The organism is Bradyrhizobium sp. LeoB3 (assembly GCF_055456055.1).
In genome coordinates this window covers 1-26,045 of the sequence record NZ_JBVBEF010000109.1, presented here as the reverse complement: position 1 = coordinate 26,045, position 26,045 = coordinate 1, and the positions used below count along the sequence as shown (strand labels likewise).

Sequence of the window (26,045 nt, the reverse complement as noted above, 5' to 3'; positions counted from 1 at the left end):
AGGTCCTCCTTGCCGACCAGTTGACCTGTTACCCATGTCGTCGGTCTATTCTGTTACCCATGTAGCCGGTCAGGACCGTTGCTGCGCCCTCTCCCCTTGTGGGAGAGGGCAGCTCCGCTGCCGGCAACGAACTCGCTTGGGTGAGGGGTTCTCTCCGCGAGCACCCGTGCCCGTGGAGACAACCCCTCATCTGTCGCGCATTGCATGCGCGCCACCTTCTCCCACAAGGGGAGAAAGGTCAGGTTCCCGGCCTCGAGACCTCGGTCTCCTTGCTGGTGATGAATTCGAGCAGAACCGGGACGCCTTCCTTGGTCTTCTGGATGCCGCGCTTGATCGCCGGCACGATGTCCTCAGGCCTGGTCACGCGCTCGCCGTAACCGCCGAAGGCGCGCGCCATCGCGGCGTAGTCGCCGGAAATGTCGGTCGAGCGGTATTTCTCGGTCGAGATCGGCATCACCTTCAATTCGATGGCCATCGAGAAATTGTTGAGCAGGATCGACATGATCGGGATGCGCTCGCGCACCGCGGTCTCGAAATCCATGCCGGTGAAGCCGATGGCGGCATCGCCCCAGACGTTGATGCAGAGCTTGTCCGGCATCGCCAGCTTTGCGCCCATCGCGAGCCCGAGCCCATAGCCGAGCTGCGTGGTCTTGCCCCAGCCGAGATAGGAGAGGGGCTCGACCGACTTCCAGAACGGCGAGAGCTGGTCGCGCGGGCTGCCGGCATCATGGGTGATGATGGTGTTGCTGATATCGACGGTGTGCTGCAGGTCCCACAGCACGCGATAGGGATTGAGCGGCGCCTCGTTATGGGTGAGCTTCGGCATCCATTTCGCGAGCCACTCGTTGTTGATGGCGGCGATCTCGGCGGCGACCGCGCTGGCATCGCGATCCGACGTGACGGTCTTGCCGATGTCGTCGAGCAGCGCATCGAGTACGAGCGCCGCATCCCCGACCAGGCCGACCTTGGCCTCGACATCCTTGTTCAGGTGATTGGGGTCGAGCGTCGAATGGATGATGGTCTTGCCCTTCGGCATCGCGATGCCGAAGTTCGTTTCCGTGAACGAGCAACCGATGCCGAAGATCACGTCGGCATCAGCGAGGAATTTCGGCACGGCGCGCGGCACCGCGAGCCCGCCCGAGCCGAGCGAGAGCGGATGCGTCTCCGGAAATGACGATTTGCCGCCGAGGCTCGTGGTGACGGGAATGGCGAGTAGTTCGGCAAGGCGCTTCAGTTGCGGCCAGGCGCGGGCATAGTGCACGCCCTGGCCGGCATAGATCACGGGACGCTTGGCGCTGATCAGGAGTCCGGCGGCCTCTTTCACATGCATGGGGTCGGCGCCGTAGCGGGTGCGCAGCACCGGCGTGTAGTTCAAGGGCTCCGGCACCTCCTCGTTCCACATATCGGAAGGGATTTCGACGATGACCGGTCCGCCGCGACCGTTCTTCAATCTGGTGAAAGCGCGGCGGAAGATGTTGCAGACCTCGGAGGCGAGAATGATCGGCTCTGACGATTTCGTGAACGCCTTCATCGCCTGGCTGGAATTGAAGTTCGGCTCGACGTTCGCCAGCCGGCGCGGATAGCCCATCGGCAGCACCAGCACCGGCACCGACTCGCCGAAGCATTGCGCCACGCCGCCCATCGCATTCTCCGAGCCGGGGCCGTGCTGCATGCAAAACGCGCCGATGCTGCGGCCGGACGTGACGCGGGAGATCGCGTCCGCCATGTGCACACCGATGCGCTCCTGCCGCACCATGATAGGGCGGATATCGGCGTTGGCGGCGTGCTCAATCAGATGATTGACGGGATAGCCGCAGAGAATCTCGATTCCCTCGCGCTTCATGATTTCCGCAATCGCCGTGCCGAGCTTCATGGCCGTGTCTCTCCCTTGGGTCGCGGTCGGTTCATCCGACCGCTTTGCAACAGAGGATCAGGATTCCGTGGGCGCGTAAAGCATGCGTCGCGCGCACCTCGGGGCTGCAGTTATGCGTTTGGCGATGCGGAGGGGCGCGATGCACGAATGGCACTTGCGAAAATACACGCGGTCGATGACGCGGCGTTCGACAACAACCCATCATTCGATGAACTTCGAAGCGTAATCGTGGCGGAAACGTCACAGCGCGGCGCCGACAGCATCGACCTCACCGCGTTGTTATTCGCGCCGGAAGTTTTTGCATTAGGTAACGCCTCAAACATGCGTGTGCATGTTGAGGGACCAGGAGATTTGATCAGATGTTACGGGCGCGAACACTCATTCTCGGCACAGCCGCCGGCCTGATGGCCATAAGCGGCGCACAAGCAGCCGATCTTCCAGTCAAGGCGAAGGCCGTTGAATATGTGAAGGTCTGTTCGCTGTACGGCGCCGGCTTCTGGTACGTCCCGGGCACCGATACTTGCATGAAGATCGGCGGCTATCTGCGCGTCGACACGACATTCAATGGCGGTCCGCAGGGCCAGCCGGCCTGGAACGGCGATCTCGGTCAGGGCAACCGCTATCGCGATGACTTCGCGACCCGCGCGCGCATGGCGCTGACGTTCGACACGCGCACCTCCACCGAGTACGGCACGGTCCGCACCTTCATGCAGGCCGACTTCCAGTTCTCCACGCTCGGCGGCAGCACCAACAATCCGAACTCGGTCAACGGCTCGCTGCCGGTTGCCGGCGCGCAGCTCCTCGACACGCCCGGCGGCGGCTATGTCGCGGTCGAGTATATCTTCATTCAGTTTGCCGGTTTCACCTTCGGTAAGTCTGCTTCCGCCTACGCGACGCCATGGCAGGGCTTCCCGGGCAACAACTCGTCCTTCCTGATGGGCGGCCAGAACACCGACACCGGCGTCAACAACATCCAGTACACCGCGCAGTTCGGCAACGGCGTGTCGGCCAGTATCGGGCTTGACGATCCGGTGGTCTGGGATCGCACGGCGGTCTACAATCTGGCGCTGCCGCTGAACGCGACGCTGAATACCGGCAACGCCTATGCGGGTGTCCGTTCGCCCGACGTCGTCGGCAACGTCCGTGTCGACCAGGCCTGGGGTCTGTTCCAGGTTTCGGCCGCGGCGCATGAAGTGAGTGCGTCCTACAACACCCTCAACACGGCTGGCGCTCCGGCGGGCGGCGTCGGTCTTCCGGGCGCGGCGCCGACCGCGGCATCCGAGCTTTCCGGGCATCCCGACGACTCCTGGGGCTTCGCGACGATGGTCGGCGTGAACATCAAGAACGTCCCGACCGGCCCTGGCGACGACATCAAGTTCGACGCGAGCTACGCCAAGGGCGCGACCAAATATGTGATCGCGACGTCGTCGGCCTCGCCGAGCTTTGCGATGTTCGGTGGCAGTGGCGCTTTCGGTGCGTATCAGAGCATCGGCTTCGGCGCGACGACCGACGGTGTCTACCTGCCGGTGGCGGCCGGCGGCGACGGATCGCTGCACCTGACTGAGTCCTTCGGTTTCCGCGGTGCGTTGAACCACAACTGGGATCCGTACTGGTCGACCAGCTTCTACGGCAGCTATTCGGCGGTGCGGTATGACGGCACAGCGAAAGCGTTCATTTGCGCGAACTTCACGACGCCGGCGAAGGCGGTCAGCGCGAATTACGTCTGCAACCCCGACTTCAACGTCTCGCAGCTCGGCGCGGTCACCCGTTGGACTCCAGTCAAGAACCTGACGTTCTCGGCCGAATTCCAGTGGTTCCACCTCGACCAGAAATTCCAGGGTACGGCCGTCCTTGGAGCTTCCGCCCCCAAGCCGGCTGCGACTTACGAGTTCAAGGACCAGGATACGTTCTTCCTGCAGCTTCGCGCACAGCGCAACTTCTGATCGCCTTCACCTCGCGCTTTGCGAGGAAACGGCGACGAAGCAATCCGGCGTCTTGCTCCGGATTGCTTCGCGCCAGGTGTCAGCGGGTCAGCCGTCGTAGCGGCCCGCTGATTTGCTTTGACGATCGATGCGGATGATGGAAATCATCTCGCCTCGATGCGTCGATTGAACACCGCCGCCACCAGCCTTTGAAGATATCGGCCCACCTGGCGATCGTTCCCGCTCCGCAGTTCGGCCACCATGCGCGGCTCGTCGGTCTCCTCGTAGAGAATGCCGATATAATTCCTGCGTGTTTCTCGCGTTTCTTGGGGCATGTGCTTCCTCGGCGGCAGTACCGACGCCGACTGTGCGAGGATGGCGCGCAACGTCTGGTAAATTTTCCGTACCGTATGAATACCGGCGCAATCCGCGCATGGCCTTAATCAATCGTTCATCCTGTCCGTCAATGCGGCATCAACCAGTCGGCTTTTAGGTTGCGGCCAAGACGCAAGTCGGGAGAAACCCGCGCGAGGCGTCGGCGGGGATTTTGATGCGCCAGTTGATTTCAAGTTTTTTCAACGACGAGCGCGGAGCAACCGCGATCGAATATTGCCTGGTAGCCTGCAGCATCAGCATCGTGATCGTCGCTGCGGTCACCAGTCTTGGCCAAGACGTCAGGGCGCTCTTTGTCCGGGTCCGCGACAACTTTCCGCAGTAAACAGAAATCACGTGCGCGCGGCGGTCAGCCGTCTTCGTTGAGCGCTCGCAGCATCGCAATCCGCGCGAACATCAGCCAACCGCCGCCGCTCTCGGCGGCATGAATCAGATTCTCGACGGCGGTTTGCCAGCACTCGCGCTGCTGCACCGGCTCAGGCAGCTTCATGATGTAGTCGGCGGCGTGCTGGAGCGTCACCAGCTTGCGGCCGCCGCGCAGGACGATCGGCTGCTCGAAAGGCGTCGACCACGGCATGTCAGCTTGCCGCCTGCCGCGTCGCTGTCATTGCATGAGACCGCCAGCTGCTTTTTCGCCTATCCGGCCTTCTTGGCCCGGGTCGGCGCGCGCACGGGCTTTTCCGCCTTCTTCGGCTCTTCCTTGGTGGCGCGCTTGCCGGCACCGGTACCGCTTCCCGCGATCGGCAACAGCATTTCGCGCTGGCCCTCGACCCGCTTCTTCGGCTTCTTGCCTTTTGCGTTGGCGGGAGCGGGCGCCTGCTGCTCATTGGCAAGGCTGCGCTTGAGCGCGTCCATCAGGTTGATGACGTTGCCGGTCGATTTCGGGGCGGCCTTCGCCACCGGCAGGCCGTTGCGTTTCTGGTTGATCAGCTCGATCAGCGCGGTCTCATAGCGGTCGTCGAACTCCTCGGGATCGAAGTCGGCCGATTTCTGCTCGACGATGTGCTTGGCGAGATCGAGCATGTCCTTGGTGATCTTCACGTCCTGCACGTCGTCGAAATATTCCTTCTCGTCGCGGACCTCGTAGGGGTAGCGCAGCAGCGTTCCCATCAGGCCCTTGCCGAGCGGCTCGAGTGCGATGACATGCTCACGGTTGGTCAGCACCACACGGCCGATCGCGACCTTGTTCAGGCTGCGGATGGTCTCGCGGATCACCGCGAACGCGTCATGGCCGACCTTGCCGTCCGGGACGAGGTAATAGGGGCGGATCAGATAGCGGCTGTCGATATCCGCCTTCGGCACGAATTCATCGATCTCGATGGTGCGGGTCGATTCCAGGGCGATGTCGTCGAGCTCGTCCTTGGTGATCTCGATGTAGGTGTCGGTATCGACCTTGTAGCCCTTCATGATGTCTTCGGCGGCGACTTCCTCGCCGGTCTCGGCATCGACCTTGGCGTATTTGATGCGGTGCCCGGTCTTGCGATTGACCTGGTTGAAGGAGACCTTCTCGGTGTCTGACGTGGCCGGGTAGAGCGCGACCGGACAGGTCACGAGCGACAGCCGCAAAAAACCCTTCCAGTTGGCGCGGGGGGCCATGGGGATACTCCGAAGACGCAACAGACGGGAGGTAGAGGATACCACCGCGGAACCGGGTTTCAAACATGGCCAAACGGTGAACCCGTCAATGACGGTTAACCGCTGATGGCCGGCATGGTTCTTGCGGATTTTCTCGCGGCCTGATGCGACGCATTGGCCGGTCAGGGTCCCCAATATATCCGGAACATCGCTTCCCAACATGCGTTGCGTCCAGGAGGGGCATCAGGCATTAGCCGGCAGTTACAGGCACTTAACTGCTAACTGAATGGAATGAGGTGGCGCATGGCAACGACACACCGAGATGGCCGGATTGTTGAAACCCCGACCGAGGCGCGCCAGGCCGAACCAGGACCTTCTGTGGCCGCGCTGTTGTCGATTTCGACCGGGCTCGCGGTTCTGATCCTCGGCGTGATCTGGTTCGTATTCTTCCACACCTGAGAGATGGCCGGTGGTTCGGTCGATTGGCTGCTGATGCAGGTGCATCGGCCGAAGACCCCGGAAACCGAGCGACTGGTACTTCCACCGACACGTATTGCCCACAAAGTCTCTGGAAGGTGGCGCCTAGAGGAGCGTCACCAGTTTATCGAATTTGCTCCGTAGAAGTCGGATCTGAAGGTTTCCACCGCAGATCCGGTATGCCCTCCCCACCAGAAAAAGTTTCGTTCCTGACGCGGGTGAAGGAGCGCAGTTTCTCCGGCGCGTTCCTGGCGGTGGCGCTGCTCGCCATGGTAGGCTGGGTCTACCTTTTGGGTTCGCTGTTCCTGAAATTGATGCTCTGGAGTTTCTCTTGATCCGCGCCGGGGGGTGACCGCCGCAACTTTACCGTTCCTTAACTAAGACGGGGCGACTTTGGCGCGTTGCTCCGCAGGGCCCCGGACCGGACGAACGCAGATGTTTCAGCTCTTCTTGCGATCCCGAGCGCAGAACTTCATCAAGGCCCGGCTCGGGATCGATGAAGGTTTTCGCGCGCGTTCGCCCGAGCGCGACGCCGAGACCGACCGGCTGCGGGTGGGATCCATCGTGGCCGCGATCGACAATGCGTTGCAGGCGGCGGAAAGCGAACAGAGCGGCCTGAGCCGCCGTGTCGACGATGTCCTGGCGCGCGCCGCCGTGACGCTCGGCAACGGCACCGACGAGTATCTGGAGCGCGAGCCGCTCGACAATTATCACCACGACTTGTTCGACGCCGAGATCGCCAACGGGCAGCGCCGGCTGCAGGAACTCTCGGCGGCGATCTCGCACTTCAAGTTCATGAAGGCCGCCGTGCTGAGCCGGTTTCCGGACTACAAGACGGCTGCGAACAATTAGGGCAGGCGCCCGACCCCGGGTCGCACCGATCCAAGGATAATTGGCCGATCGGTTCCGCTGAAGCCTTCACCGCGACGCATTGTCGGGCGATGATCGTGCTGCTGGGTAGTATGACGCGAAGGATAGAAAGCGGTGTCTGCAGACGATTTGCTGGTTACGGGTTGCGCGGGGTTCATCGGCCTTCATCTGACACAACGATTGCTGGCGGCCGGCCAGCGCGTCATCGGCATTGATAATCTCAACGACTATTACGATCCGGCGCTTAAGCTCGCCCGCCTCGATCTCATCAAGGAGCATCCGAACTTCACCTTCCACCAGCTCGATCTCGCCGACCGCGCCGGGATGAAGGCGCTGTTCGAGCAGTACCGCTTTCCGGTGGTGGTCCATCTGGCGGCGCAGGCGGGCGTCAGATATTCGCTGCAGAATCCTCACGCCTATGCCGACTCCAACCTGGAGGGCTTCATCAACATCCTGGAAGGCTGTCGGCATAATGGCTGCCGGCATCTCCTGTTCGCGTCATCCTCCTCGGTCTACGGCGCCAACACCAAGCAACCGTTCTCCGTGCGCGACAATGTCGATCATCCGATCAGCCTTTATGCCGCGACCAAGAAGGCGAACGAACTGCTCGCCCATTCCTACAGCCACCTCTACCGCATCCCGATGACCGGGCTTCGCTTCTTCACGGTGTACGGCCCCTGGTATCGGCCAGACATGGCGCTCTATCTGTTCGCGCGCGCGATCAGCGAGGGCAAGCCGATCAACCTGTTCAATAACGGCAACATGCGGCGCGATTTCACCTATGTCGACGACGTCGTCGAGGCGATGATACGGCTGGTCGATCACGTGCCGCAGGGCGATCCGGACTGGTCCGGCGACGAGCCCAATCCGAGCTCGAGCACGGCGCCGTGGCGCATCTACAATATCGGCAACAACAAGCCGGAAGAATTGATGCACGTGGTGACGCTGCTGGAGAAGGGGCTTGGGCGCGAGGCCGAGAAGGTACTGCTGCCCATGCAGCCCGGCGACGTGCCCGCAACCTTTGCTGACGTCGATGACCTCGCGCGTGAGATCGGCTTTCGGCCGCAGACCCGGATCGAGGATGGCGTCGAGAAGTTCGTCGCCTGGTTCCGCGACTATCATCGCGTGTGACGGATAGCTTCGGTTTGTATTGCCGCCGTCATAACGGCGTACCGTCAGCCGTCGTAACATTGTCTTTGATCAATATCGAGGCAGCCGTCTGCACATGAAGTCAGGCGTCTGAATAATGTTTCAGCGCGTCAATCATGCTGTCGTCACAACCGGCACATGAAAATATTGTCAGAACGAGATATATTGTCGGCAAGCATGTTGGGTTGATGTCATGTTTCCCGCGTTGATTTTGCTTGTCACCTTCTCAGTCGGCTTTCTGCTGGGATATGCAGCGCGCGACTGGCGCTCGCGGAAACGTCGGGCGCATTATCTGCTGTACGCGCCCTATGGGATTCGCGGTTCCTCGGAGAAGTCTTCCGTCGCTGAAGCATCACCGCCAACGAAGGCGCATGATCGCGCCGGCGCGTTGATCCAGGATTGATGGCGCTCTTTCGGCTGTAGCGTGATAATACTTGCTCGAATTGCATCCGCGATCGACGCTGCGCACCTCTCGCGCTTGCGGGGGAGGGCTGGGGTGGGGCTATCTCCGCGATACACACGCTTTGAGTGGAGAGAGTCCTCTCCCGCAAGCGGGAGAGGTGAAGCGAACTCGCGGCCAACGCTCTAGAGCTTCGGTTCTGATTGAATCAGAACCGAAGCTCTTGTTTTGACGCGTTTTCTTCACGCGAACCGGTCTCCACCCTCAGATCAAGTCCGAGGGCATGCTTCGCTCGAAAACGCTCTAGCTTGCCGACGGCGTCGGTCGGCCCACGCTTTCGTACTTGAATCCGTGAGCGATGACGTCGCTGGGTCGATAGACGTTGCGGAGGTCGATGATGGCCGGATTGGCCATCTTCTGCTTCAAGGCGTCCAGATCGAGTGCGCGGAATTGCTCCCACTCGGTCACGATCACCAGCGCGTCGGCGCCCTCGGCGCAACTGTACGGGCCGTCGCAATAGGTGACGTCGGATAGTTCAGCGCGTGCCTGTTCGATGCCTTCCGGATCATAGGCCCTGATCTTCGCCCGGAGATCCTGCAACGCCGTGATCAGCGGGATCGATGGCGACTCCCGCATGTCGTCGGTGTTGGGCTTGAAGGTCAGGCCGAGCAGCGCGACGGTCTTGCCGCGCAGCGACCCGCCAAGCACCGAGACGACCTTGCGCGCCATCGCGCGCTTGCGGTTTTCATTCACCGCCAGCACCGCTTCGACGATGCGGATCGGCGCTTCATAATCCTGTGCCGTCTTGATCAGGGCGCGCGTGTCCTTTGGAAAGCACGATCCGCCGAAACCAGGGCCGGCGTGGAGGAACTTGGTGCCGATGCGATTATCAAGGCCGATGCCGCGCGCGACCTCCTGCACATCGGCCCCGACCTTCTCGGCAAGGTCGGCGATTTCGTTGATGAAGGTGATCTTGGTCGCAAGAAAGGCGTTCGCGGCGTATTTGATCAGCTCGGCGGTGCGGCGGCCGGTGAACATCAGTGGCGCCTGATTGAGGTAGAGCGGACGGTAGATCTCGGAGATGGCCTTTCTGGCCCGCTCGTCGTCCGTGCCGGCGACGATACGGTCGGGATGCTTGAAGTCCCTGATCGCCGCGCCCTCGCGCAGGAACTCGGGATTGGAGGCGACCACGACGTCGGCGTCGGGATTGGCTTCGCGAATGAGGCGCTCGACCTCGTCGCCGGTTCCGACCGGAACCGTCGATTTCGTGATGACCACAGTGAAGTCCTTGAGGCTCGCCGCGATCTCGCGGGCCGCCGCGTAGACATAGCTGAGGTCCGCGTGACCATCGCCCCGCCGCGACGGGGTTCCGACCGCTATGAAAACGGCGTCGGAATGAGAGACTGGATCGGCAAGGTCAGTCGTGAACGACAGCCGTCCGGACCGCGTGTTGGTTTCCACCAGCCGATCCAGATCCGGCTCGAAGATCGGGATTTCGCCTCGCTTCAGCGCCGCGATCTTTTCCGCGTTCTTGTCAACGCAGGTGACTTGATGCCCGAAGTCAGCAAAGCAAGCGCCAGAGACGAGGCCGACGTAACCCGTGCCCACCATCGTTATTCGCATATCGGATCCTGAAAGCTCTTCTTAAGTGGATCGCCCACGTTGAGGCGCGTGTGGATGTGTCACGCTGTGACTTGAACGGTCATAGCTGAACCATTTCCATGATGACCAAATGACGGTCAAAGGCAATCCCCCGCCCGTTTGCGGGGCTTGGAGCATGATCCGGAAAAGTGGAAACCGGTGTTCCGTCTATTGGATTATGATCTCGGGCCTATCCCAGCCCGATGCGGGCGCGTTCGTAGCCCCGATCGAGGATGGCCTGCCACCACGGACGATTGTCACAAAACCAACGCGTCGTTTTCGCAATGCCGCTCTCGAATGTTTCCAGTGCTTTCCATCCCAATTCGCGTTCCAGCTTGGAGGCGTCGATGGCGTAGCGGCGGTCGTGGCCGGGGCGGTCGGCGACGAAGGTGATCAGGTTTCGGCGCGGGCCCCGTGCGCTCATTGAGATCTCGTCGAGGAGGTCGCAGATGGTTTCGACCACATGCAGGTTGCTGCGCTCGTTGCGGCCGCCGACATTGTAGGTCTCGCCGACCGCGCCGCGCTCGAGCACCAGCGTCAGTGCCTTCGCATGGTCCTCGACATAGAGCCAGTCGCGGATGTTCTTTCCGTCGCCATAGACGGGCAGCGGCTCGCCGGCCAGGCCCTTGATGATCATGTGCGGAATCAGCTTTTCCGGGAAGTGATAGGGGCCATAATTGTTCGAGCAGTTGGTGATCAGCGTCGGCAAATCGTAGGTCTCGCGCCAGGCGCGCACCAGATGGTCGGAGGAGGCTTTGCTCGCGGAGTAGGGCGAGTTCGGCGCGTATGCCGTGGTTTCCGTGAAGAAGCCATCGTCGCCGAGCGAGCCGAACACCTCGTCGGTCGAGATGTGGAGGAAGCGGAATTGCTCACGCTTCTCGGGCGAGAGCGTGCGCCAGTGGCGCAGCGCTTCCTGCAGGATGGTGAAGGTGCCGACGATGTTGGTCTGGATGAATTCGCCGGGGCCATCGATCGAGCGGTCGACATGGCTCTCGGCGGCGAGGTTCATCACCGCGTCGGGCTGGTATTTTTCGAACAGGCGGCGGAGCCCCGCGCCATCGCAAATGCATTGCTTCTCGAAGCTATAGTTCAGGTTCTGAGCGGCGCCGGGCAGCGAATTGGGGTTCGCCGCGTAAGTGAGCTTGTCGATATTGACGACGCGGGCATGGGTGTCACGCAAGAGATGACGCACGACGGCGGAGCCAATAAATCCTGCGCCGCCGGTGACAAAAATGGTCGAGCCCTTGAAACGCATGATGAGCTGCCTCTAATGCTCAAACGAACGATAAACCGACATTAAATATTCGCCGTAGCTGCTCTTGGCGGTCTTCTGCGCCACCCTGGCGAAGGCCTGGAGCGAGATGTAACCCTGGCGCAGCGCGATCTCCTCGGGGCAGGCGATGCGCAGGCCCTGGCGCTGCTCGAGGATCTGGACGAAATAGCTGGCATCGACGAGGGATGCGTGCGTGCCGGTGTCGAGCCAGGCAAAGCCGCGGCCGAGCACCTCGACGTAGAGATCGCCGCGATCGAGATAGGCGTTGTTGACGTCGGTGATCTCGATCTCGCCGCGCGCCGATGGCCTGACCTTGGCGGCGATGTCGACAACGTCGTTGTCGTAGAAGTACAGCCCGGTGACGGCGACGTTGGATTTCGGCTGCTTCGGTTTCTCCTCGATCGAGAGTGCGCGGCCTCTATTGTCGAGCTCGATCACGCCGTATTGCTCGGGCGTCTTCACGACATAGCCGAACACGGTGGCGCCCTTCTTGCGCTGCGAGGCCGCGGACAGCATCTCCGGCAGACCGTGGCCGTAGAAGATGTTGTCGCCCAGGATCAATGCGACGGGGTCGGTGCCGATGAACTCCCGGCCGACGATGAAGGCGTCTGCAAGTCCCCGCGGCGTCTCCTGCGTGGCGTAGGAAAAACGGACGCCGATCTCGCTGCCGTCGCCGAGCAGCCGCTGAAACAGCGGCTTGTCCTGCGGAGTGGAGATGATCAGGATGTCGCGGATGCCGCCCAGCATCAGCGTCGACAGCGGATAATAGATCATCGGCTTGTCGAAGACGGGCAAGAGCTGCTTTGAGACCACCGTCGTCGCCGGGTAGAGGCGCGATCCCGTCCCGCCGGCGAGGATAATGCCCTTCATGATCAATCCCGATTTAAATATAAAGCGGGTTATAAATAATCCGATCTCATTATAAAAATAAAGCTGGATATAATATTAATATTTATTGCCCCGATTAATCATGCGGTATTATAATACGGGCGCTCATCGAGCGCGGCTTCCCGCCGTGCCAACCTGGCGCGTTTGCGTGGTGATTTCGGAGTTGATATGCCACTCGTGGGACGTGGCGCTGGACCAGGAACGCGCTGACCGTTGACCAGATTTCAACCGGGTCCCGGACCCGGTAAGACACGTGGGTTGCGCTATGATGGCCAGGGCTAATCTCGTCGGCTTGATCACCGTTTTCGTTGTCTTGTGCGCATGCAATACGAAGGCGCATGCGATTTCCGTCGAGGTGGCGCGGGCCTGCGATGCCCTGGTGGCCAAGACGTTTCCTCCGCGGCAGATCGGCAATCCGGCCGCCGGCAGCGCCAAGGGGACGGGCAAGGATCAGCGGGAATTCTTCAATAAGTGTGTCGCCAACGGCGGCAAGATGGATGCCGAGCCTGCGAAGGACGCGAAGTAGCCAATCCCTTTCAACGCTTGCAATCCCTTTCAACGCTTGGAAGGCTTTTGCTCGCGCGTCGGGCAGGGCGAATAGAAGGCGCCATTCGCGGCGTTGAAGCGCTCGACGCACTGATTGGGATCGGTCACCTGTCCCGACACCGAAAAGTCATATCCGATGCCTTTGACGACCAGGACGTATCGGCCCGGTGAAAGCACCAGGCCCTCGTTCTCCGGTTGTATCAGCAGCATCTTGGGCTGATCCTCGACGGGGCCGATCTTGAACGGAAAGGACGCGCTGCGAATAACCCAGGCGTCGCCGCCTTGCGTCATTTTCGCCGTGCCGGTGCTGTCGACACCCATCGTGCGCGAGACTTTGGCGACGACGCGGACTTCGACCGGGCCGGCGGAATCCGGACCCAACTCCGGCCTGAACGTAATGAATTTGACCTCTCCGCTCGGAACGCTGGTTTGGGGTGGGATCGGGATCGCGGCCGAAATGGCAACCCGGCGGTCCGGGACCTTGCCCGGCAGCAGCTTCAACTCCTGCAGTTGCCCATCGCTCAGGACAAAAACGCCGAACGTGCTGGGAAGCGGAAACCTGGGCTCCGCCGCGGGGGCAGGGGGAGCGGCCGGTGCCTCGGCCACCGCCTGCGGACGCTCGATTGGCGCGGCTTCGCGCGGCGCGGGTGGCGAGCTCTGGAACGCAGTGACAAGTGATCGCGCCGACTGCCAGTAGAAGACGGCTGCGCCAGCGATTGCGAGAACGAGGAATACCGCTGCCAGCCGGATGGCTGTACCGAACACACCCGATCGTTTTGAGTGCTTGAAAGGAGAGGGCGCCGCCGTCGGGCGCTGCGCTCTTGCCGGGGGCGCCGCTTCGGCCGCCAAGGACGGTGGAGCGGGCGCGCTTGAGGGCGCGGTTTGCGGGAATTGTGGCGCGGCCGATGCAGGCGGCACGATGTCCTGGCTTCGCTCGGCGAAGATGCGTTCGACCTCGCCGATTGCGCTTTCGAGCATCTCCATGGTCTGCCGCGAATGCCTGGCGTCGCCATGTCCGAATTGCTCGAGCAGCCGGATGCGGGCCAGTTCATAGACCAGCTCGCGCATTTGCGTCGGATCATTGGCGACGGACTGCACCCGCGCGGAGAGAATGCGAATGAACTCCGCCCTCATCGCCGAATTTTGTGCAGTGTCAGACGGGTCGCCGGAAGCAGTCATTGCAATTGATCAAACATTCTTCCCCTGCCTAGCAGCAAGAGCGCGGACCTCAAAGTCCGATGCATGATCTGTGGATGCCGCCACCGCTAGCCCGAGAGCAGATGGCCATAAGGCGCTTGCTTTTGCCGGAAAACCTGCAACATTCCGGGTAGTCATTCTTTAGTTGGTACTTGATATGCGCGGCGTCCTGCCAATTCTGGGTCTTTCAGTCGTTTTGATGCAACCCGCGCTGGCGCAGGGCATCAAGGATCCACCGAACTACCCAATGTCGGCTTCGCAGCGCGCGCAGAAGGCGCAGACAAGTCAGAGCGCGTCACGGCCTACGACGATTCGCAACGTTGCAACCGGCAGCCTGCCCGCGGGCATGGCCGTGCAGCGCGTGTATCGGGACGGCAAACTTGTCGCACTCCCGCGATATTAGCTTCGGGAACCGCAGGCGGGCTTAAGCGTTTCTCGTCGCTCAGGAGGCAAGGCGATGAAGGGCGTATTGTTGTTCGCGGCTGTGCTGATCGTCCCGTGCGCCGCTGCGGCGCAGGGGGTGAGAGACCCGTCGACCCCGAACGCGAACTCGGTCATCGTCGTAAATCCGCCCCAGCAGCCCGCGCGTCCGACCGCGACGCCCAACGTGCCGACGTACATACCATCGCCACCGCTTGGGGTACGGCGTGCGTTTCCCGCTCGAACCGGCGCTCGGGGAAGCGGCAGCCGGTATTAAGCGCTCCTATCTCCGGTTGCGCGCGGTGGCAGCAAAATGAGCGGATTGAAGACGGCGGCCACCATCGTTCTTGCGCTCAGCATCCTCGATGGCGCAAGCCTCTCCCGGGCTCAGGAAGATATCGCGGCCAGCGTCACGGATGATGGTCCGCCGCCTGAAATATCCCGCAACGCGTGGCGGCAGAGGATCGAGGACGCGAAAAGAAGGGCGCGGGAAGTCGCGCGCGAGAGGCGGGAGCACCCCGAACTCTACATGCCGATTCCTGAGGATCCCGACCTCATCGCCACCGAGCGCGTGCTCAACGACGAAAGCCTGCAGACCGGCGACATCGTCTCAACCAACAAGGGATTATTTGTCTTCCGCGGCCGCATCGACCAGCCGCGGCGCCAGGAAGATTTCGTCCCTTTGTCCGCGCGATGAGCCCGGTGGCTGCGACCGGGTTGGCTGGCTAACCGGGTTTTGCCGGCCGGTGTGGCCTGCAGATAAAGAACCCAAAGCCAGGTGCTTGACGCGGGCCCGGACAACTCGCACATCCGAGCGAACCGTCCAACGGACGCCATCAATGTCCGCGATTTTGCGCTGCAAATCGGTCAGAAAATTATGGCCCCACGCCCGAGCACCCGCATCGCCCGAAAAGCCCGCCACAAGGCTGAGGCGGATTTTGCTACTTGGCTCATGATGGCCAAGCTCGGTAGCTTCGATGACTTACCTCCAAATGCGCAAGCGTTCCTGCTTGACTATCGAGCCAGGCTTGAGCGGATGAGCGAGGCCGAGTCAAAGGTGGTGGCGGTTCGCGAAGTCTACGCCAGCTACTATAGCGAGATGGGCGGCCTTGGCCCGGCGCCAGAGCTGGAAGCCCTCGTGACGTCAGTGGATAACGGCGCCGTGCGGTCGCAGGGACAGCGTAAGCCGCAGCCCGCTCGGCTGGCCGCGTCGGCCCCCGACAGGCCAGCCGTCCGAAAATCCGTGCCGGCCCTGCTGATTTTCGCAGCCATGGTGGCTTTGATCGTCGCCTACAAATTTCTGATGAATTAGAGCGTTTTCGAGTGAAGCATGCCCTCGGACTTGATCCGAGGGTGGACACCGGTTCGCGCGAAGAAAACGCGTCAAAAAAAGAATCTAACGCTTCGGCTTGGGAAGCACCATCCTGCCCTGGGAAACAACGCCACCCCACGTGGCGGACCAAGCGACTTCCGAGGCGGAGGGTCGCTCGGCGACGTGCCCCCGAGCACCCTGCAGCGCAAACAGCGCGCCCTGGGGATCGACACATCGCGCGATCCAGCAGCCATCGGGCAATTCGATCGGCCCCTGGAGAACCCGGCCTCCGCCAGCATTCACGCGCTTCGCAGCCGCGCCGATGTCGTCGACATTGAAGTAATAGAGCCAAAACGGTTGCGACACGCTCGGAAGCTTGGTGAGCATGCCACCGATCGTCTGCCCGGCCGCCGAAAACAATTGATACAAATCTGCGGGGTCGGTTTCAGCGTTGGCCTTCCGCCAGCCAAAGAGCGCGCCGTAAAAATCAAAGATCTTGTTCCGGTCTTCGGCCAGCAACTCGTGCCAGCCCACGCGCCCGAGCTCGTCCAACCCGACGGGTTGCCGTTGGCCATATGTCAGCCCAGTGACCAGCGCAAAAGTCGCCTTTTGCGGATCGGCGACCACTGAAATTCGGCCGATATTGCTGCCCGTTGGCGGTAGCAAGACTGCGCCTCCAAGACGCCCGATCTGTGTGGTTGTCGCATCGATGTCATCGACTGCGACGTAGCCGACCCATCTCGGCGTTGCCCCCAATCGCCGCCCTTCCTCCGGCAGCTCCATAAGCCCGCCAACAGGAACGTCGCCGGCGTTGAGCACCGTGTAGGCCAGTTCCGGAAGCGACGCATCCTTCACACCCCAGCCGACGACCTCGCCATAAAAGGCACCTGCTGCCGCGAGGTCCGTGGTCAGGAGTTCATACCAGGCGAAGCGTCCGAGTTGATTGATCAAGCCAATTCCTCCGCTCAAGCCTGGCGACGATTGCGCACTGCATCAAGTCGCGCTCTTTGCAATCCGCGTTACGGCGTGGACCTCGTTGCGATGAACGAAAATGCACCGACTTCGTTCATGAAGATGAATGCTATCTGAACGGGTGTCGTTACATTTTCGTGTGTGCATCAATCTTGCCTGCCTTATTTGCTCGGCGTAGGATCACTCCAACGAAGATCCTTCTTGCAACATCGGAGGATGCGACCATGGCGCGGGTGAAGCAAGCTTCGAAAAAGAGGCGAGTAACCAAAACCGCCGTACCGGCGCTGGGAGTCGCTGGACTAACTTTTTCGCTAGCCGGGAGTGCATCGGCAGCAGCCGTACCGACAGGCGACGTTCAACAGAGGCAGAATTTCTCACCCGGTATGGTGATCACGCTCGGTGAGGAGGAGCTGGCCGACGTCAGCCTCGCCACCTTCCATCTCTTCGACAACGAAAACCTCGGCAGCGGCGTGCAGCTAGCCCAGCGCGGATGCGGTGGCTGTCGTGGATGTGGTGGCTTCCGGGGATGCGGTGGCTTCCGCGGATGCGGTGGTTGCCGCGGCTGCGGAGGCTGTGGATGCAGAGCCTGCCGATGCGGCGTCGGGTGTGGTGGCTGTGGCATTGGTTGGATCGGAATAGGAGTGCCGTGGGTCGCATGCGCAGGTTGCTGCGCATCCTGGGGCCGGTGCCGCTGGTGCTAGGCTGCGGCACGTACTGATTGTGTACCGACAAGCCAGGAATTCATTGGCCGGGCTCGCGATCGACCCGGCCATTTCTGTTTTCGTTGCAACACTTGCGGGCGATCTGAAATGGCAAATAACAAGATCCGCGTGCTGACCCGATGACAGCCAATCGCAAGACCCGTGTTACGAAGCAGACCCGCAAAGACATCCTGCAGTTCGCGCCAAACTTCACCGCCTATGTCCTGCCTCCCGATGCGGTTTGCCTCTATTCCGAGGATCGCAAGTTCTTCCTGCACGGCGAACTCTATTGTGCGCTGGCCACGGCGGTCGGAAAAAATGGAAAGGCTGCGCCAGAGCTCATCCGCCAGCTTTCGAAGAGTTTCCCGCCCGATAAGATCGAGGAGGCGATCAAGCGGCTGATCGAGCGCCGATATGTCGTGACGGCAGCATCGCACGGATTCGCAGGCGCCGTCGCTGGATATTGGGCGAGCCTCGGCCTGCCTCTCGAACTCGCGGAACAGAATCTGCGCAATTGCCCGGTGCAGGTGGAATCGATCGATGTCAAAGGCGCGAGCGAACTTACCGCTGCCTTGAGCAAACTCGGCGTTCGCTTCGCCAAGCGTTCGCCTAAGCTCGTGATCACGCTCGTAAGCGACTATCTTGACCGGCGATTGGCTGAGATGAACCGCGAGCGCGTGTCTGACAAGACGCCCTGGCTGCTGGTGCAGCCGTCGGGCGTGTTTCCACTGGTGGGACCCGTGTTCAAACCGGGCGCGAGCGCCTGCTGGACTTGTCTGTTTGATCGCATGATACGAAATCGGGAGATCAAGGGGTTTCTCGACCGCGGACAGGCGCGTGCGGTCGCCGTATCGCCTCTGGCGAGCGACACCATCGGGCAGACCGCCATCCACTTTGCTGCCGTCGAAATTGCGAAGGCGATTGCCTCCGGCTTTCGCACAGATCTGCGCGATCACATTGCAAGCTTCGATCTCACTGGTGCGGTCGTCGCCAAGCACTATGTCGCGCGGCGCCCGCAATGTCCCACCTGCGGCAGCAAGAAGCTGCAGAATCCGCGCCGGGCTGCGACGCCGATCGAGATTGCAGAGGGCACAAAGCTCATCATGACCAGCGGCGGATACCGCACCGTGACGTCGCGAGCCACCGTGGCGCGTTTCCGCAAGCATGTAAGCCCGCTGACCGGCGTGGTGACGCGGCTCGAGCGGATCGAGGCTGATCTGCCGATGAACACCAATTTCTACGCCTATCACAATTTCTCTGCGCCGGCCCAAAGCCTCGATCAGCTCAGGTCGGGACTGAGCGGCGGCAGCTTCGGCAAGGGCTCCACGGCCGAGCAGGGCGAGGCGAGCGCGTTGATGGAAGCGATCGAGCGCTACTCGGGCATTTTCCAAGGTGACGAGATCACGACGGAGCGCCGCTTTATCGATTTCGCTCCAGGCGACGCCGTTCTTCCCAACGACGTCCAGCTTTTCAGCGAAACACAGTTTCAAAACAGACATGCCCCGTCACCGGACGATTCACATCCGGTCCCTGAGCCGCTCGATCCCTCGACCAAGACCGAGTGGTCGCCGGTCTGGTCGTTGCGCGACAAGCGCTTCAAATATCTTCCGACCGGCCTCTTGTACTTCTTCTATGGCGGCTTCCATACCGACTCCAACGGATGCGCGGCCGGCAACACCCGCGAGGAAGCCATTGTTCAGGGCTTCCTCGAACTGGTCGAGCGCGATGCCTATGCCATCTGGTGGTACAACCGGCTGCAGCGTGCCGAGGTCAACCTCAAACAATTCGACGATTCCTACGTGCAGGATCTGCAAGCACAGTTTGCCGATGCCGGGCGCAGGCTCTGGGTGCTCGACATCACCAGCGATCTCGGCATTCCCGCTTACGTGGCGATCACGCACTGGATGCAGAACGGACATGAAAATATCGAGTTCGGCTCCGGCGCGCATTTCGGTCGCCGCATAGCTTTGCTGCGTTCGCTCACCGAGCTGACCCAGTTCATGTCAATCGGCATGATGGGCGGCGGAAGCGGCGAGAAGCCGACGCTTGACGGTGTCACGCCGCTGCGCCTGGAGGATTATCCGTTCCTGATCCCCAGCGACGATCCGATCGTCCCGCCGGCGCCGAGCCTTAAGGTTCACGACAATACGCGCGACCAGGTCAATGCCTGCGTCGAGATCGCCACCAGCGCCGGATACGATTTTCTCGTGCTCGACCAGACGCGGCCCGATGTCGAGGTCCCCGTCGTCAGAGTGCTCGTTCCAGGCTTGCGGCATTTCTATCGCCGCTTCGCACCGGGCCGGCTTTACGATGTTCCGGTGAAGCTTGGACTGTTGGATCGCCCGCGACAGGAAAGCGAACTCACGCCGTTCCTACCACACACCTGAGGCTCGGTCTTTCGTGCGCGCTCCCCGGAAAAAGCCAGCCAGGAAGATCGCGCCAGTCATTGCTATCAGATTGAACGGTCGTTTTTTCCTTCAGATGCAGGCGGACGGAAGCATCGCCGCCGCCCTGGGCGACTACTCGGTCAGTCTGGGACCATTCAGCGCGGCCGCGATGGCTCGCGCGGGACATCTGGCTGCCGGCCTGCCGCTCGCTTCCTTTGCCGGCAAGAGCGCCGTCGCCAGGGAAGTCGACGTCCTGGTGCATCGACTGGCGCGGCACGGGCTTGTCGAATACCGCCTGTACTCTCCTCGTGACGAGCAGGATCTCGTGGTCATCGAGCCGCAGGTCCCTGAATACTGGCCGCAATGCGCAAAGCTGGGCAATGCTGACATCGTCGTGTTGTCGCGCTTTGCCTATCTGCGCCGGCGCGGCAATGAGGTGGTGCTGGAATCGCCGCGCGCCGGCGCGCTGTTTCGGATTGGCGATCCCGCCATCGCCGCGACCCTCGCTGCCCTGTCACGGCCGCAAAAGATCAGCAAGCTTCGGCGCGAGGCGGCCTTCTTCAACCTCGATCTGCTCGGACTGCTGCTCGACAGCCAGATCCTGCTCAAGCTCGACGCGAAGAGCGGCGACGGCCTTCGGTTGAATGAAGGCGACGGCAATCTCGTTCTCTGGGATTTTCACGATCTCCTGTTTCACACGCGGAGCACGGAAGGCCGGCATGCCAATCCAGTTGGCGGCACCTTCGCCTATGCGGGCGCCGTCCCACCGCTGCCAGCGGTGCGTCCACCTTGGCCCGGCAAGACAATCGACCTGCGCAAACTCTCCACCCCGGAGCCGATCTCACCCTTCGCAAAGTTGTTGCGCGAACGCCATTCGATACGGGATTTCGACGACGAGCATCCGATCACGCTCGCCGAACTCGCGCAGTTTCTCGACGCTACAGCCCGCGTGCTGTCGGAATGGAAAAGCGATGCGAATTCTGGCGTTCCTGAAGTGACCTACAGCACAAGGCCCTATCCGTCCGCGGGCAGCGCCTACGAGCTGGAATTGTACCTCGCGGTGTCAAACTGCGAGGGGCTCGACCGCGGACTTTACCACTACGACGCCGGCGCCCACGTGCTGGTCGCGATCGGCGCCTCCGCCCAGCAACTCCATGCGCTCTCGACGGCGGCCGAGTTTGCCATGGACGCGGCCGGTGCGCCGCAGGTCCTGATCACGATCGCCGCGCGCTTTGGGCGGATTTCCTGGAAATACAGCTCGATCGCATATTCGCTGATCCTGAAGGACGTTGGCACCCTAATCCAGACGTTCTACCTGGCGGCGACCGATATGGGACTTGGCGGCTGCGCCATAGGCACCATCAACATCGATCTGTTTACAAAAATGACGGAGCTCGAATTTCATGTCGAGAGCCCGGTCGGTCAATTCGCGCTCGGACGCGGCAGGAAATCGCTTGCCGCAAGGCTAGGGCGTGGACTCACGAGTGCATGAACCATTGCTGCCTCCTTTGGAAATTTCCATTCTCCTGGCCGATCATCGCAATGGAAGGTCATCAACTCTGTGAATAATTCCATTCCCGCGATTCTTCCGCGCGGCAAAGGGCACCAATTTCTCTTGTATGGCGACTCGTGTTCGGGCGTGCCGGGTGCATTGCACGAAAAGACGTTCGCCTCGGTCAACGCAGTTGTTCAACGCCTGAGACCACAGCCCGAATTCATTCTCTTTCCAGGCGATGAGATCATTGGACTGACATCGGATGCGGATGCTCTGCGCGCGCAGTGGCGATATTGGTTCGACACGGAAATGGCATGGCTCGACCGTGCGGCGACCCCCATCTGGCACACAACCGGCAATCACACGACCTACGACCTGATGAGCGAGGCGGTGTTTCGCGCCGTGCTCAAGCTGCCGAATAACGGACCGCGGGGGCAGGCTGGTCTCTCCTACTTCGTCAGGCGCGGCGACCTTCTGATGGTGTTCGTCAACACGCTCTGGAGCGGCCTCGGAGGTGAGGGCCATGTCGAGATCGAGTGGCTGGAAGCAACGCTGAGAGCACATGGCGATGCCCGACACAAGCTCGTCCTTGGCCATCACCCGGTGTTTCCCGTCAACGGCTTTACCGGCACTTATCAGCGCGAGATCGGCCACGAGTACGTTCGCCCGTTCTGGGATGTCCTCGTGAACGAAAACGTGCTTGCCTACCTCTGCAGCCACATCCTTGCCTTCGATGTGCAGGCGCACAGTGGCGTCCTGCAGATCTGCACCGCAGGCGCGGGGACGGCTCACAGAATGCCGGAAGGCGTCGAATATCTACACTGTGTCCAGGCAGCGCTTGACGAGCAAGGCCTGCGTTATCAGGTACTGGATATCGACGGTGCCGTAAGGGAGAGGATGGAATGGCCGCTGCCCAATCCTGATCCCGCCCGGTGGAGGGAACTGCCGCTCGGAGAAGCCGAAGCGCTGTTCAGTGGATCTGTGCAGAGCGGACGGAGGATCGAACTGAGATTAGTGGGACAGAGCGCCACGACCGATGTAGCATCTGCGCAGACGATCTTTACGGCTTTCGCGTCCGGCTCGATCGCGCCGTTCTGGCTTGGACTTCGGGGGCCGAAGCAAACTCTGACGGTGATCGTCGGTCGTGATCCGGGGCGCAGTCCATCCTATTGGTTTGGACCTGATCTTCCAGGAGGCGGGGGTTTCGATATCCACATCGTTATCTATCCGGATATGGGTCCTGGCGGTCTACTATACCGCCACCACAACACTCCCCATTGGTCGTCCTTTAACTCTGTGACCTCGCGAGGATTAGAGCAGCTTTCGTGGCCTCAGCATTGGGCTATCGGTCATGGACAAGGGGGCGGTGAAGACCGCCCCTTCAGAGGAGCGGCGCTGAATTTCCAAATTGCGCAAACGGAGGGTTGATGGGCGTACGCCGAGCGACGCCTCTGGCTCTTCTGCGCCCCCGGGCGACGTCCGCTATCCCCATAGTGGAATCGGCTTGCGGTTCTTTCCCGCGCAGCGTAATTTTCAACCATACGTAGATCATTCGGAAGCAATCTGTCGGGTTCGGCCTAGCGGGAGAGAGCGATGGCGGACGTCCCATGGCACCTTTCCGGTGACTATTTCGAGAATTGCAGTTGTAGCCTCGTGTGTCCGTGCCTTGTGTCAGCGGCCGCCCCGTTGACCTCGCGACCGACCGAGGGCTTTTGTAACGTACCGCTGATCTTCCATGTCGAGAGGGGCCGCTATGGCGACATCGCGCTCGATGGACTCAATGTTCTGGTTATCCTCCACGCACCTGGGGTCATGGCAGACGGAGACTGGTCGGTGGCCGCCTATATCGATCAGCGCGCCGACGATGAGCAGACCGAGGCCCTGGCCGCGATCTTCACCGGCGCGGCCGGCGGTCCTATGGCCGCGTTCACACCGCTGATCAGCAAGAACCTTGGGGTGAAGAAAGTCCCGATCACATTCCGGATCGATGGCAAGACGCGGTCCGCGGAAATCCCTGCTATTCTGCACATGTCCGTCGATCCGCTGCCGACTATGCATCCGAGCGGCGAAATGTGGGCGAACATCGGCCATCCGGTCAGCCCCGACAGGATGGTGTTGGCGGTTGGCGCCTCCGGCAATACGTTCACCGATCATGGCATGCGCTGGGACAATTCCGGCAAGAACGGCCTCTATGCGCCGATCAGCTGGTCGAACCAGCCGTGATGCAGCGCCTGATACGGCCCTTCGACAAGACCGGACGCACTCCTCGCAAATGATCGACGGCACCCTGGAAACCGTGCTGCGGCGCGATCGCTGGATCGTCGGCGGCGCGATCGGGATCATTGCCGCGCTGGCATGGGGCTACGTGCTCTGGCTCGCCAACGACATGGACATGGGTGGCATGGACATGACCGGCTTCCGCATGATCCCGGCCGGAATCGGAATCATGTTGCCGGCCAACGAGCCATGGCGAGCGGTCGAGTTCGCGTATGTGTTCCTGATGTGGGCGGTGATGATGGTCGGAATGATGGCGCCCTCGGCAGCACCCATGATCCTCATGTATGCCCGCGTGGGCCGACAGGGGAAAGCACAGGGCAAGCCGTTCGCCGCGACCGGTTGGTTTGCGGCCGGCTATCTCCTCGCCTGGAGCGGCTTTTCGCTGGCAGCAACCTTTCTCCAATGGGCGATCGAGCGGATAGCCCTGCTGGATTCCCGGATGGTGATCGCCAGCAACCTTTTCGGCGCAATCGTGCTGATCGCGGCGGGAGTCTATCAATGGACACCGCTCAAGGACGTCTGTCTTGCTCAATGCCAGTCGCCGTTTCTGTTCCTGATGCGCCACGGCGGCTTTCGCGACGACCCGCGAGGCTGCCTGCTGCTGGGGCTTCGGCACGGAGGTTATTGTGTCGGCTGCTGCTGGGTCTTGATGGCGCTTTTGTTCGTAGGCGGGGTGATGAACGTGCTTTGGATTGCGCTCCTGGCACTGCTTGTCCTTTTGGAGAAACTTACGCCGGTCGGACGATGGATCGCGCGTGCTGCCGGCATTGCATGTGTGGCCGCGGGCGCTTGGCTGCTGGTGTCCTTGCCGCAGTGATGAGCAGTTCGACCTTAAAACTAATTCTTTCTCACACCAATCGCCGATCGCCGCCGTTGGCCAGGCCATGTGCGGACAACCGTCTCTTCATGAAGAGGGGCTTCGCGTCAGGTCGATCCGTGCGGTAAAAACCCGCTATTTTGAAACAAAAATTGATCGAATGCTCCAAGAAGAGCGAGGATATTTCCCAGAAATGGCTTGATTTATCCGTTCGGTAGTTCGTGCCGGTATTTATTTGTTTGATGAGCAACCAGCCATGACTGATCAACAATTGAAGGCAATTGGCGAAGCCCAACTCATTTTGGAAGAACACTTTCGGTCGTACCCCAAGGATGATGTCCATATCCTTGGAATACTCGAACGCCCCGACTTGATCGTTGCCATAAGCCGATTGCGGCAACGAAGCGGTTGGGTGCGCTTATGAGACAGCCGCTACAATCGTTAGCTTTGACCGCTTGCATTTCTGTGCTCCCGTTGATCGGGGTGTCAAATGCACAGGCAACGCAACAATGCAGCGCCGCGATGCCATCAAATCCGCGAGGGCAGTGGTGGTCCTATCGCCTCATCGACGGAAGAAAATGCTGGTATGCGGGCAAGCCCATGCTTTCGAAATCGTTGCTCGCATGGCCCAAGGAGGCATCTGCCGCACCGCGTTCTCCAGAAGCTGGCGGCGTCCTCATAGCGAAGGCTGGAGATCCAATAGACGCACAAGCGGTGCCACTGGAAGACTCCGACACCTTCGAAGCGCGTTGGCGTGCCCGGATATCTATTTGCGGCGCATGCAACTGACCGACAAGGACACGCCGCGGCGAAGATCGAGCACGAATTCGAACTGCGCATTCGGTTATTGCGCCCAAGATACTGGGCGAGAGAAAGAGGCCGCCAACTCCTGCAGCCCCTTTCTTCGGCCTGAGGTGAAAGTCACCGCCAATGGTGATGATGCCGCCAGCCATGGTGGTGGCCGCGGTACCAACCGTGGTGATGGCCCCTATGCCAACCGTAGTGATGGCCCCGGTGCCAACCGTAGTGATGGCCGCGACCGCCGTGATGGCCCCACCCATGCCCGTGCCCATGCCCATGACCGCCTCTGACCTGAATGACCGCCTCATCGGCTCCGCCCAGCGTATAGGGTGTTGCTGCGGGCATAGCCGACGCCGACATCGTTGGCGCAAGCGCAAAAGCACAGCCGGTAAGTCCGATGATCAGAAGCCGTTTCATTTTGGTGCCTTCTCCTTTGTGGCAAATGCTTCTGCAGACTACGAGCTCCGTTTTGAATGTTGACTGAACGGTGCATTAAACGCCCGTTCAGCACCGTTGCAACTGACTTGCTGGATCGCAATTGGGTCATTGGGTCATCTGTTCTTGCTTCGACCAATGTCCTTGACGGGTGTGCGCCGTGACAAGGCGGCGCTTTCCAGTGGGTGCAAGTCCCACCCGGCAAACGCTCCAGCCGGAAGCAA

The 26,045-nt window shown here is 61.1% G+C and carries 28 protein-coding genes and 1 pseudogene; 18 read left to right on the top strand and 11 right to left on the bottom strand.

The genetic code is table 11. The features are described 5' to 3' along the window. Positions 1 to 238 precede the first annotated feature (238 nt). A pseudogene (locus tag ACZXDY_RS38560) lies at positions 239 to 1,879 on the bottom strand (thiamine pyrophosphate-requiring protein); the annotation flags it as partial. A 141-nt stretch (positions 1,880 to 2,020) separates the two neighbouring features. Between ACZXDY_RS38560 and ACZXDY_RS38555 the strand changes: the two are divergent. Beyond that, a complete protein-coding gene (locus ACZXDY_RS38555; RefSeq protein ID WP_456642957.1) occupies positions 2,021 to 2,278 on the top strand; it encodes a hypothetical protein in 258 nt (85 codons plus the stop codon). After that, the gene (locus tag ACZXDY_RS38550) at positions 2,233 to 3,816 is read left to right on the top strand and encodes a porin (RefSeq protein ID WP_464349123.1); all 1,584 of its coding nucleotides are present in this window, start codon (positions 2,233 to 2,235) and stop codon (positions 3,814 to 3,816) included. Before ACZXDY_RS38555 ends, ACZXDY_RS38550 begins: the two co-directional genes overlap by 46 nt. Positions 3,817 to 3,959: 143 nt before the next feature. On the opposite strand, the gene ACZXDY_RS38545 is transcribed toward ACZXDY_RS38550, so the two are convergent. Together ACZXDY_RS38545 and ACZXDY_RS38540 are read right to left on the bottom strand one after the other, a co-directional pair. Further along, a complete protein-coding gene (locus ACZXDY_RS38545; protein ID WP_464349122.1) occupies positions 3,960 to 4,130 on the bottom strand; it encodes a hypothetical protein in 171 nt (56 codons plus the stop codon). A gap of 154 nt (positions 4,131 to 4,284) precedes the next feature. Next, entirely contained in the window at positions 4,285 to 4,452 is a 168-nt protein-coding gene (locus tag ACZXDY_RS38540) for a hypothetical protein (RefSeq protein ID WP_464349127.1), read from the bottom strand. Between ACZXDY_RS38540 and ACZXDY_RS38535 the strand changes: the two genes are divergently transcribed. Further along, on the top strand, positions 4,397 to 4,513 hold the full coding sequence (locus ACZXDY_RS38535; RefSeq protein WP_456643049.1) for a Flp family type IVb pilin: 117 nt from the start codon (positions 4,397 to 4,399) through the stop codon (positions 4,511 to 4,513). The two genes, ACZXDY_RS38540 and ACZXDY_RS38535, sit on opposite strands and share 56 nt — an antisense overlap. A gap of 24 nt (positions 4,514 to 4,537) precedes the next feature. On the opposite strand, the gene ACZXDY_RS38530 is transcribed toward ACZXDY_RS38535, so the two are convergent. Together ACZXDY_RS38530 and ku are read right to left on the bottom strand one after the other, a co-directional pair. Next, entirely contained in the window at positions 4,538 to 4,765 is a 228-nt protein-coding gene (locus ACZXDY_RS38530) for a hypothetical protein (protein ID WP_028166141.1), read from the bottom strand. A 59-nt stretch (positions 4,766 to 4,824) separates the two neighbouring features. After that, a complete protein-coding gene (gene ku, locus ACZXDY_RS38525) occupies positions 4,825 to 5,784 on the bottom strand; it encodes a non-homologous end joining protein Ku (protein WP_464349121.1) in 960 nt (319 codons plus the stop codon). A gap of 282 nt (positions 5,785 to 6,066) precedes the next feature. Here ku and ACZXDY_RS38520 point away from each other — a divergent pair, with 282 nt between their 5' ends. The 5 genes from ACZXDY_RS38520 (at position 6,067) to ACZXDY_RS38500 (ending at position 8,662) form a co-directional block, all read left to right on the top strand. Further along, positions 6,067 to 6,222, top strand: a complete 156-nt coding sequence (locus ACZXDY_RS38520) for a hypothetical protein (RefSeq protein ID WP_464349120.1) — start codon at positions 6,067 to 6,069, stop codon at positions 6,220 to 6,222. A 197-nt stretch (positions 6,223 to 6,419) separates the two neighbouring features. Then, positions 6,420 to 6,575, top strand: coding sequence for a hypothetical protein (locus ACZXDY_RS38515; RefSeq protein ID WP_165435534.1), 156 nt, complete (start codon positions 6,420 to 6,422; stop codon positions 6,573 to 6,575). Positions 6,576 to 6,675: 100 nt separating this feature from the next. Beyond that, the gene (locus ACZXDY_RS38510; protein ID WP_464349119.1) at positions 6,676 to 7,092 is read left to right on the top strand and encodes a hypothetical protein; all 417 of its coding nucleotides are present in this window, start codon (positions 6,676 to 6,678) and stop codon (positions 7,090 to 7,092) included. A gap of 132 nt (positions 7,093 to 7,224) precedes the next feature. Further along, positions 7,225 to 8,241, top strand: coding sequence for an NAD-dependent epimerase (locus tag ACZXDY_RS38505; RefSeq protein ID WP_464349118.1), 1,017 nt, complete (start codon positions 7,225 to 7,227; stop codon positions 8,239 to 8,241). Between the two features lie 211 nt (positions 8,242 to 8,452). Beyond that, the gene (locus ACZXDY_RS38500; protein WP_028166137.1) at positions 8,453 to 8,662 is read left to right on the top strand and encodes a hypothetical protein; all 210 of its coding nucleotides are present in this window, start codon (positions 8,453 to 8,455) and stop codon (positions 8,660 to 8,662) included. A gap of 300 nt (positions 8,663 to 8,962) precedes the next feature. Here the strand turns inward: ACZXDY_RS38500 and ACZXDY_RS38495 are convergent, their stop codons facing one another. The 3 genes from ACZXDY_RS38495 to rfbA all read right to left on the bottom strand — a co-directional run bounded on the left by ACZXDY_RS38495 (position 8,963) and on the right by rfbA (position 12,443). Continuing rightward, positions 8,963 to 10,282: a UDP-glucose dehydrogenase family protein gene (locus ACZXDY_RS38495; protein WP_464349117.1), complete on the bottom strand. Its 1,320-nt coding sequence runs from the start codon at positions 10,280 to 10,282 to the stop codon at positions 8,963 to 8,965. Between the two features lie 208 nt (positions 10,283 to 10,490). Further along, positions 10,491 to 11,555, bottom strand: coding sequence for a dTDP-glucose 4,6-dehydratase (gene rfbB / locus ACZXDY_RS38490; RefSeq protein ID WP_464349116.1), 1,065 nt, complete (start codon positions 11,553 to 11,555; stop codon positions 10,491 to 10,493). 12 nt (positions 11,556 to 11,567) lie between these two features. Then, entirely contained in the window at positions 11,568 to 12,443 is an 876-nt protein-coding gene (rfbA, locus tag ACZXDY_RS38485; RefSeq protein WP_130229139.1) for a glucose-1-phosphate thymidylyltransferase RfbA, read from the bottom strand. A gap of 286 nt (positions 12,444 to 12,729) precedes the next feature. Here rfbA and ACZXDY_RS38480 point away from each other — a divergent pair, with 286 nt between their 5' ends. Next, positions 12,730 to 12,987, top strand: a complete 258-nt coding sequence (locus ACZXDY_RS38480) for a hypothetical protein (RefSeq protein ID WP_463331405.1) — start codon at positions 12,730 to 12,732, stop codon at positions 12,985 to 12,987. Positions 12,988 to 13,016: 29 nt separating this feature from the next. Here the strand turns inward: ACZXDY_RS38480 and ACZXDY_RS38475 are convergent, their stop codons facing one another. Next, on the bottom strand, positions 13,017 to 14,186 hold the full coding sequence (locus ACZXDY_RS38475; protein ID WP_464349115.1) for a hypothetical protein: 1,170 nt from the start codon (positions 14,184 to 14,186) through the stop codon (positions 13,017 to 13,019). Positions 14,187 to 14,361: 175 nt separating this feature from the next. Here ACZXDY_RS38475 and ACZXDY_RS38470 point away from each other — a divergent pair, with 175 nt between their 5' ends. The 3 genes from ACZXDY_RS38470 to ACZXDY_RS38460 all read left to right on the top strand — a co-directional run bounded on the left by ACZXDY_RS38470 (position 14,362) and on the right by ACZXDY_RS38460 (position 15,936). Further along, a complete protein-coding gene (locus ACZXDY_RS38470; RefSeq protein WP_028169082.1) occupies positions 14,362 to 14,607 on the top strand; it encodes a hypothetical protein in 246 nt (81 codons plus the stop codon). A gap of 330 nt (positions 14,608 to 14,937) precedes the next feature. Further along, positions 14,938 to 15,321, top strand: a complete 384-nt coding sequence (locus ACZXDY_RS38465; RefSeq protein WP_433994577.1) for a hypothetical protein — start codon at positions 14,938 to 14,940, stop codon at positions 15,319 to 15,321. 180 nt (positions 15,322 to 15,501) lie between these two features. Continuing rightward, a complete protein-coding gene (locus ACZXDY_RS38460) occupies positions 15,502 to 15,936 on the top strand; it encodes a hypothetical protein (protein ID WP_464349126.1) in 435 nt (144 codons plus the stop codon). 84 nt (positions 15,937 to 16,020) lie between these two features. On the opposite strand, the gene ACZXDY_RS38455 is transcribed toward ACZXDY_RS38460, so the two are convergent. Further along, on the bottom strand, positions 16,021 to 16,887 hold the full coding sequence (locus ACZXDY_RS38455; RefSeq protein WP_464349114.1) for a VOC family protein: 867 nt from the start codon (positions 16,885 to 16,887) through the stop codon (positions 16,021 to 16,023). 862 nt (positions 16,888 to 17,749) lie between these two features. Between ACZXDY_RS38455 and ACZXDY_RS38450 the strand changes: the two genes are divergently transcribed. The 5 genes from ACZXDY_RS38450 to ACZXDY_RS38430 all read left to right on the top strand — a co-directional run bounded on the left by ACZXDY_RS38450 (position 17,750) and on the right by ACZXDY_RS38430 (position 24,585). Then, entirely contained in the window at positions 17,750 to 19,996 is a 2,247-nt protein-coding gene (locus tag ACZXDY_RS38450) for a TOMM precursor leader peptide-binding protein (protein ID WP_464349113.1), read from the top strand. Between the two features lie 94 nt (positions 19,997 to 20,090). After that, a complete protein-coding gene (locus ACZXDY_RS38445; RefSeq protein WP_464349125.1) occupies positions 20,091 to 21,488 on the top strand; it encodes a SagB/ThcOx family dehydrogenase in 1,398 nt (465 codons plus the stop codon). A 60-nt stretch (positions 21,489 to 21,548) separates the two neighbouring features. Continuing rightward, complete coding sequence (locus ACZXDY_RS38440; protein WP_464349124.1) at positions 21,549 to 22,919, top strand: metallophosphoesterase family protein; 1,371 nt, start codon at positions 21,549 to 21,551, stop codon at positions 22,917 to 22,919. Positions 22,920 to 23,084: 165 nt separating this feature from the next. Continuing rightward, on the top strand, positions 23,085 to 23,714 hold the full coding sequence (locus tag ACZXDY_RS38435) for a DUF1326 domain-containing protein (protein ID WP_464349112.1): 630 nt from the start codon (positions 23,085 to 23,087) through the stop codon (positions 23,712 to 23,714). A 49-nt stretch (positions 23,715 to 23,763) separates the two neighbouring features. Then, the gene (locus ACZXDY_RS38430) at positions 23,764 to 24,585 is read left to right on the top strand and encodes a DUF2182 domain-containing protein (RefSeq protein WP_464349111.1); all 822 of its coding nucleotides are present in this window, start codon (positions 23,764 to 23,766) and stop codon (positions 24,583 to 24,585) included. 31 nt (positions 24,586 to 24,616) lie between these two features. Here the strand turns inward: ACZXDY_RS38430 and ACZXDY_RS38425 are convergent, their stop codons facing one another. Further along, positions 24,617 to 24,928, bottom strand: a complete 312-nt coding sequence (locus tag ACZXDY_RS38425; RefSeq protein WP_464349110.1) for a hypothetical protein — start codon at positions 24,926 to 24,928, stop codon at positions 24,617 to 24,619. Positions 24,929 to 25,364: 436 nt separating this feature from the next. Between ACZXDY_RS38425 and ACZXDY_RS38420 the strand changes: the two genes are divergently transcribed. Then, on the top strand, positions 25,365 to 25,676 hold the full coding sequence (locus ACZXDY_RS38420) for a hypothetical protein (RefSeq protein WP_464349109.1): 312 nt from the start codon (positions 25,365 to 25,367) through the stop codon (positions 25,674 to 25,676). Positions 25,677 to 26,045: the final 369 nt, after the last annotated feature.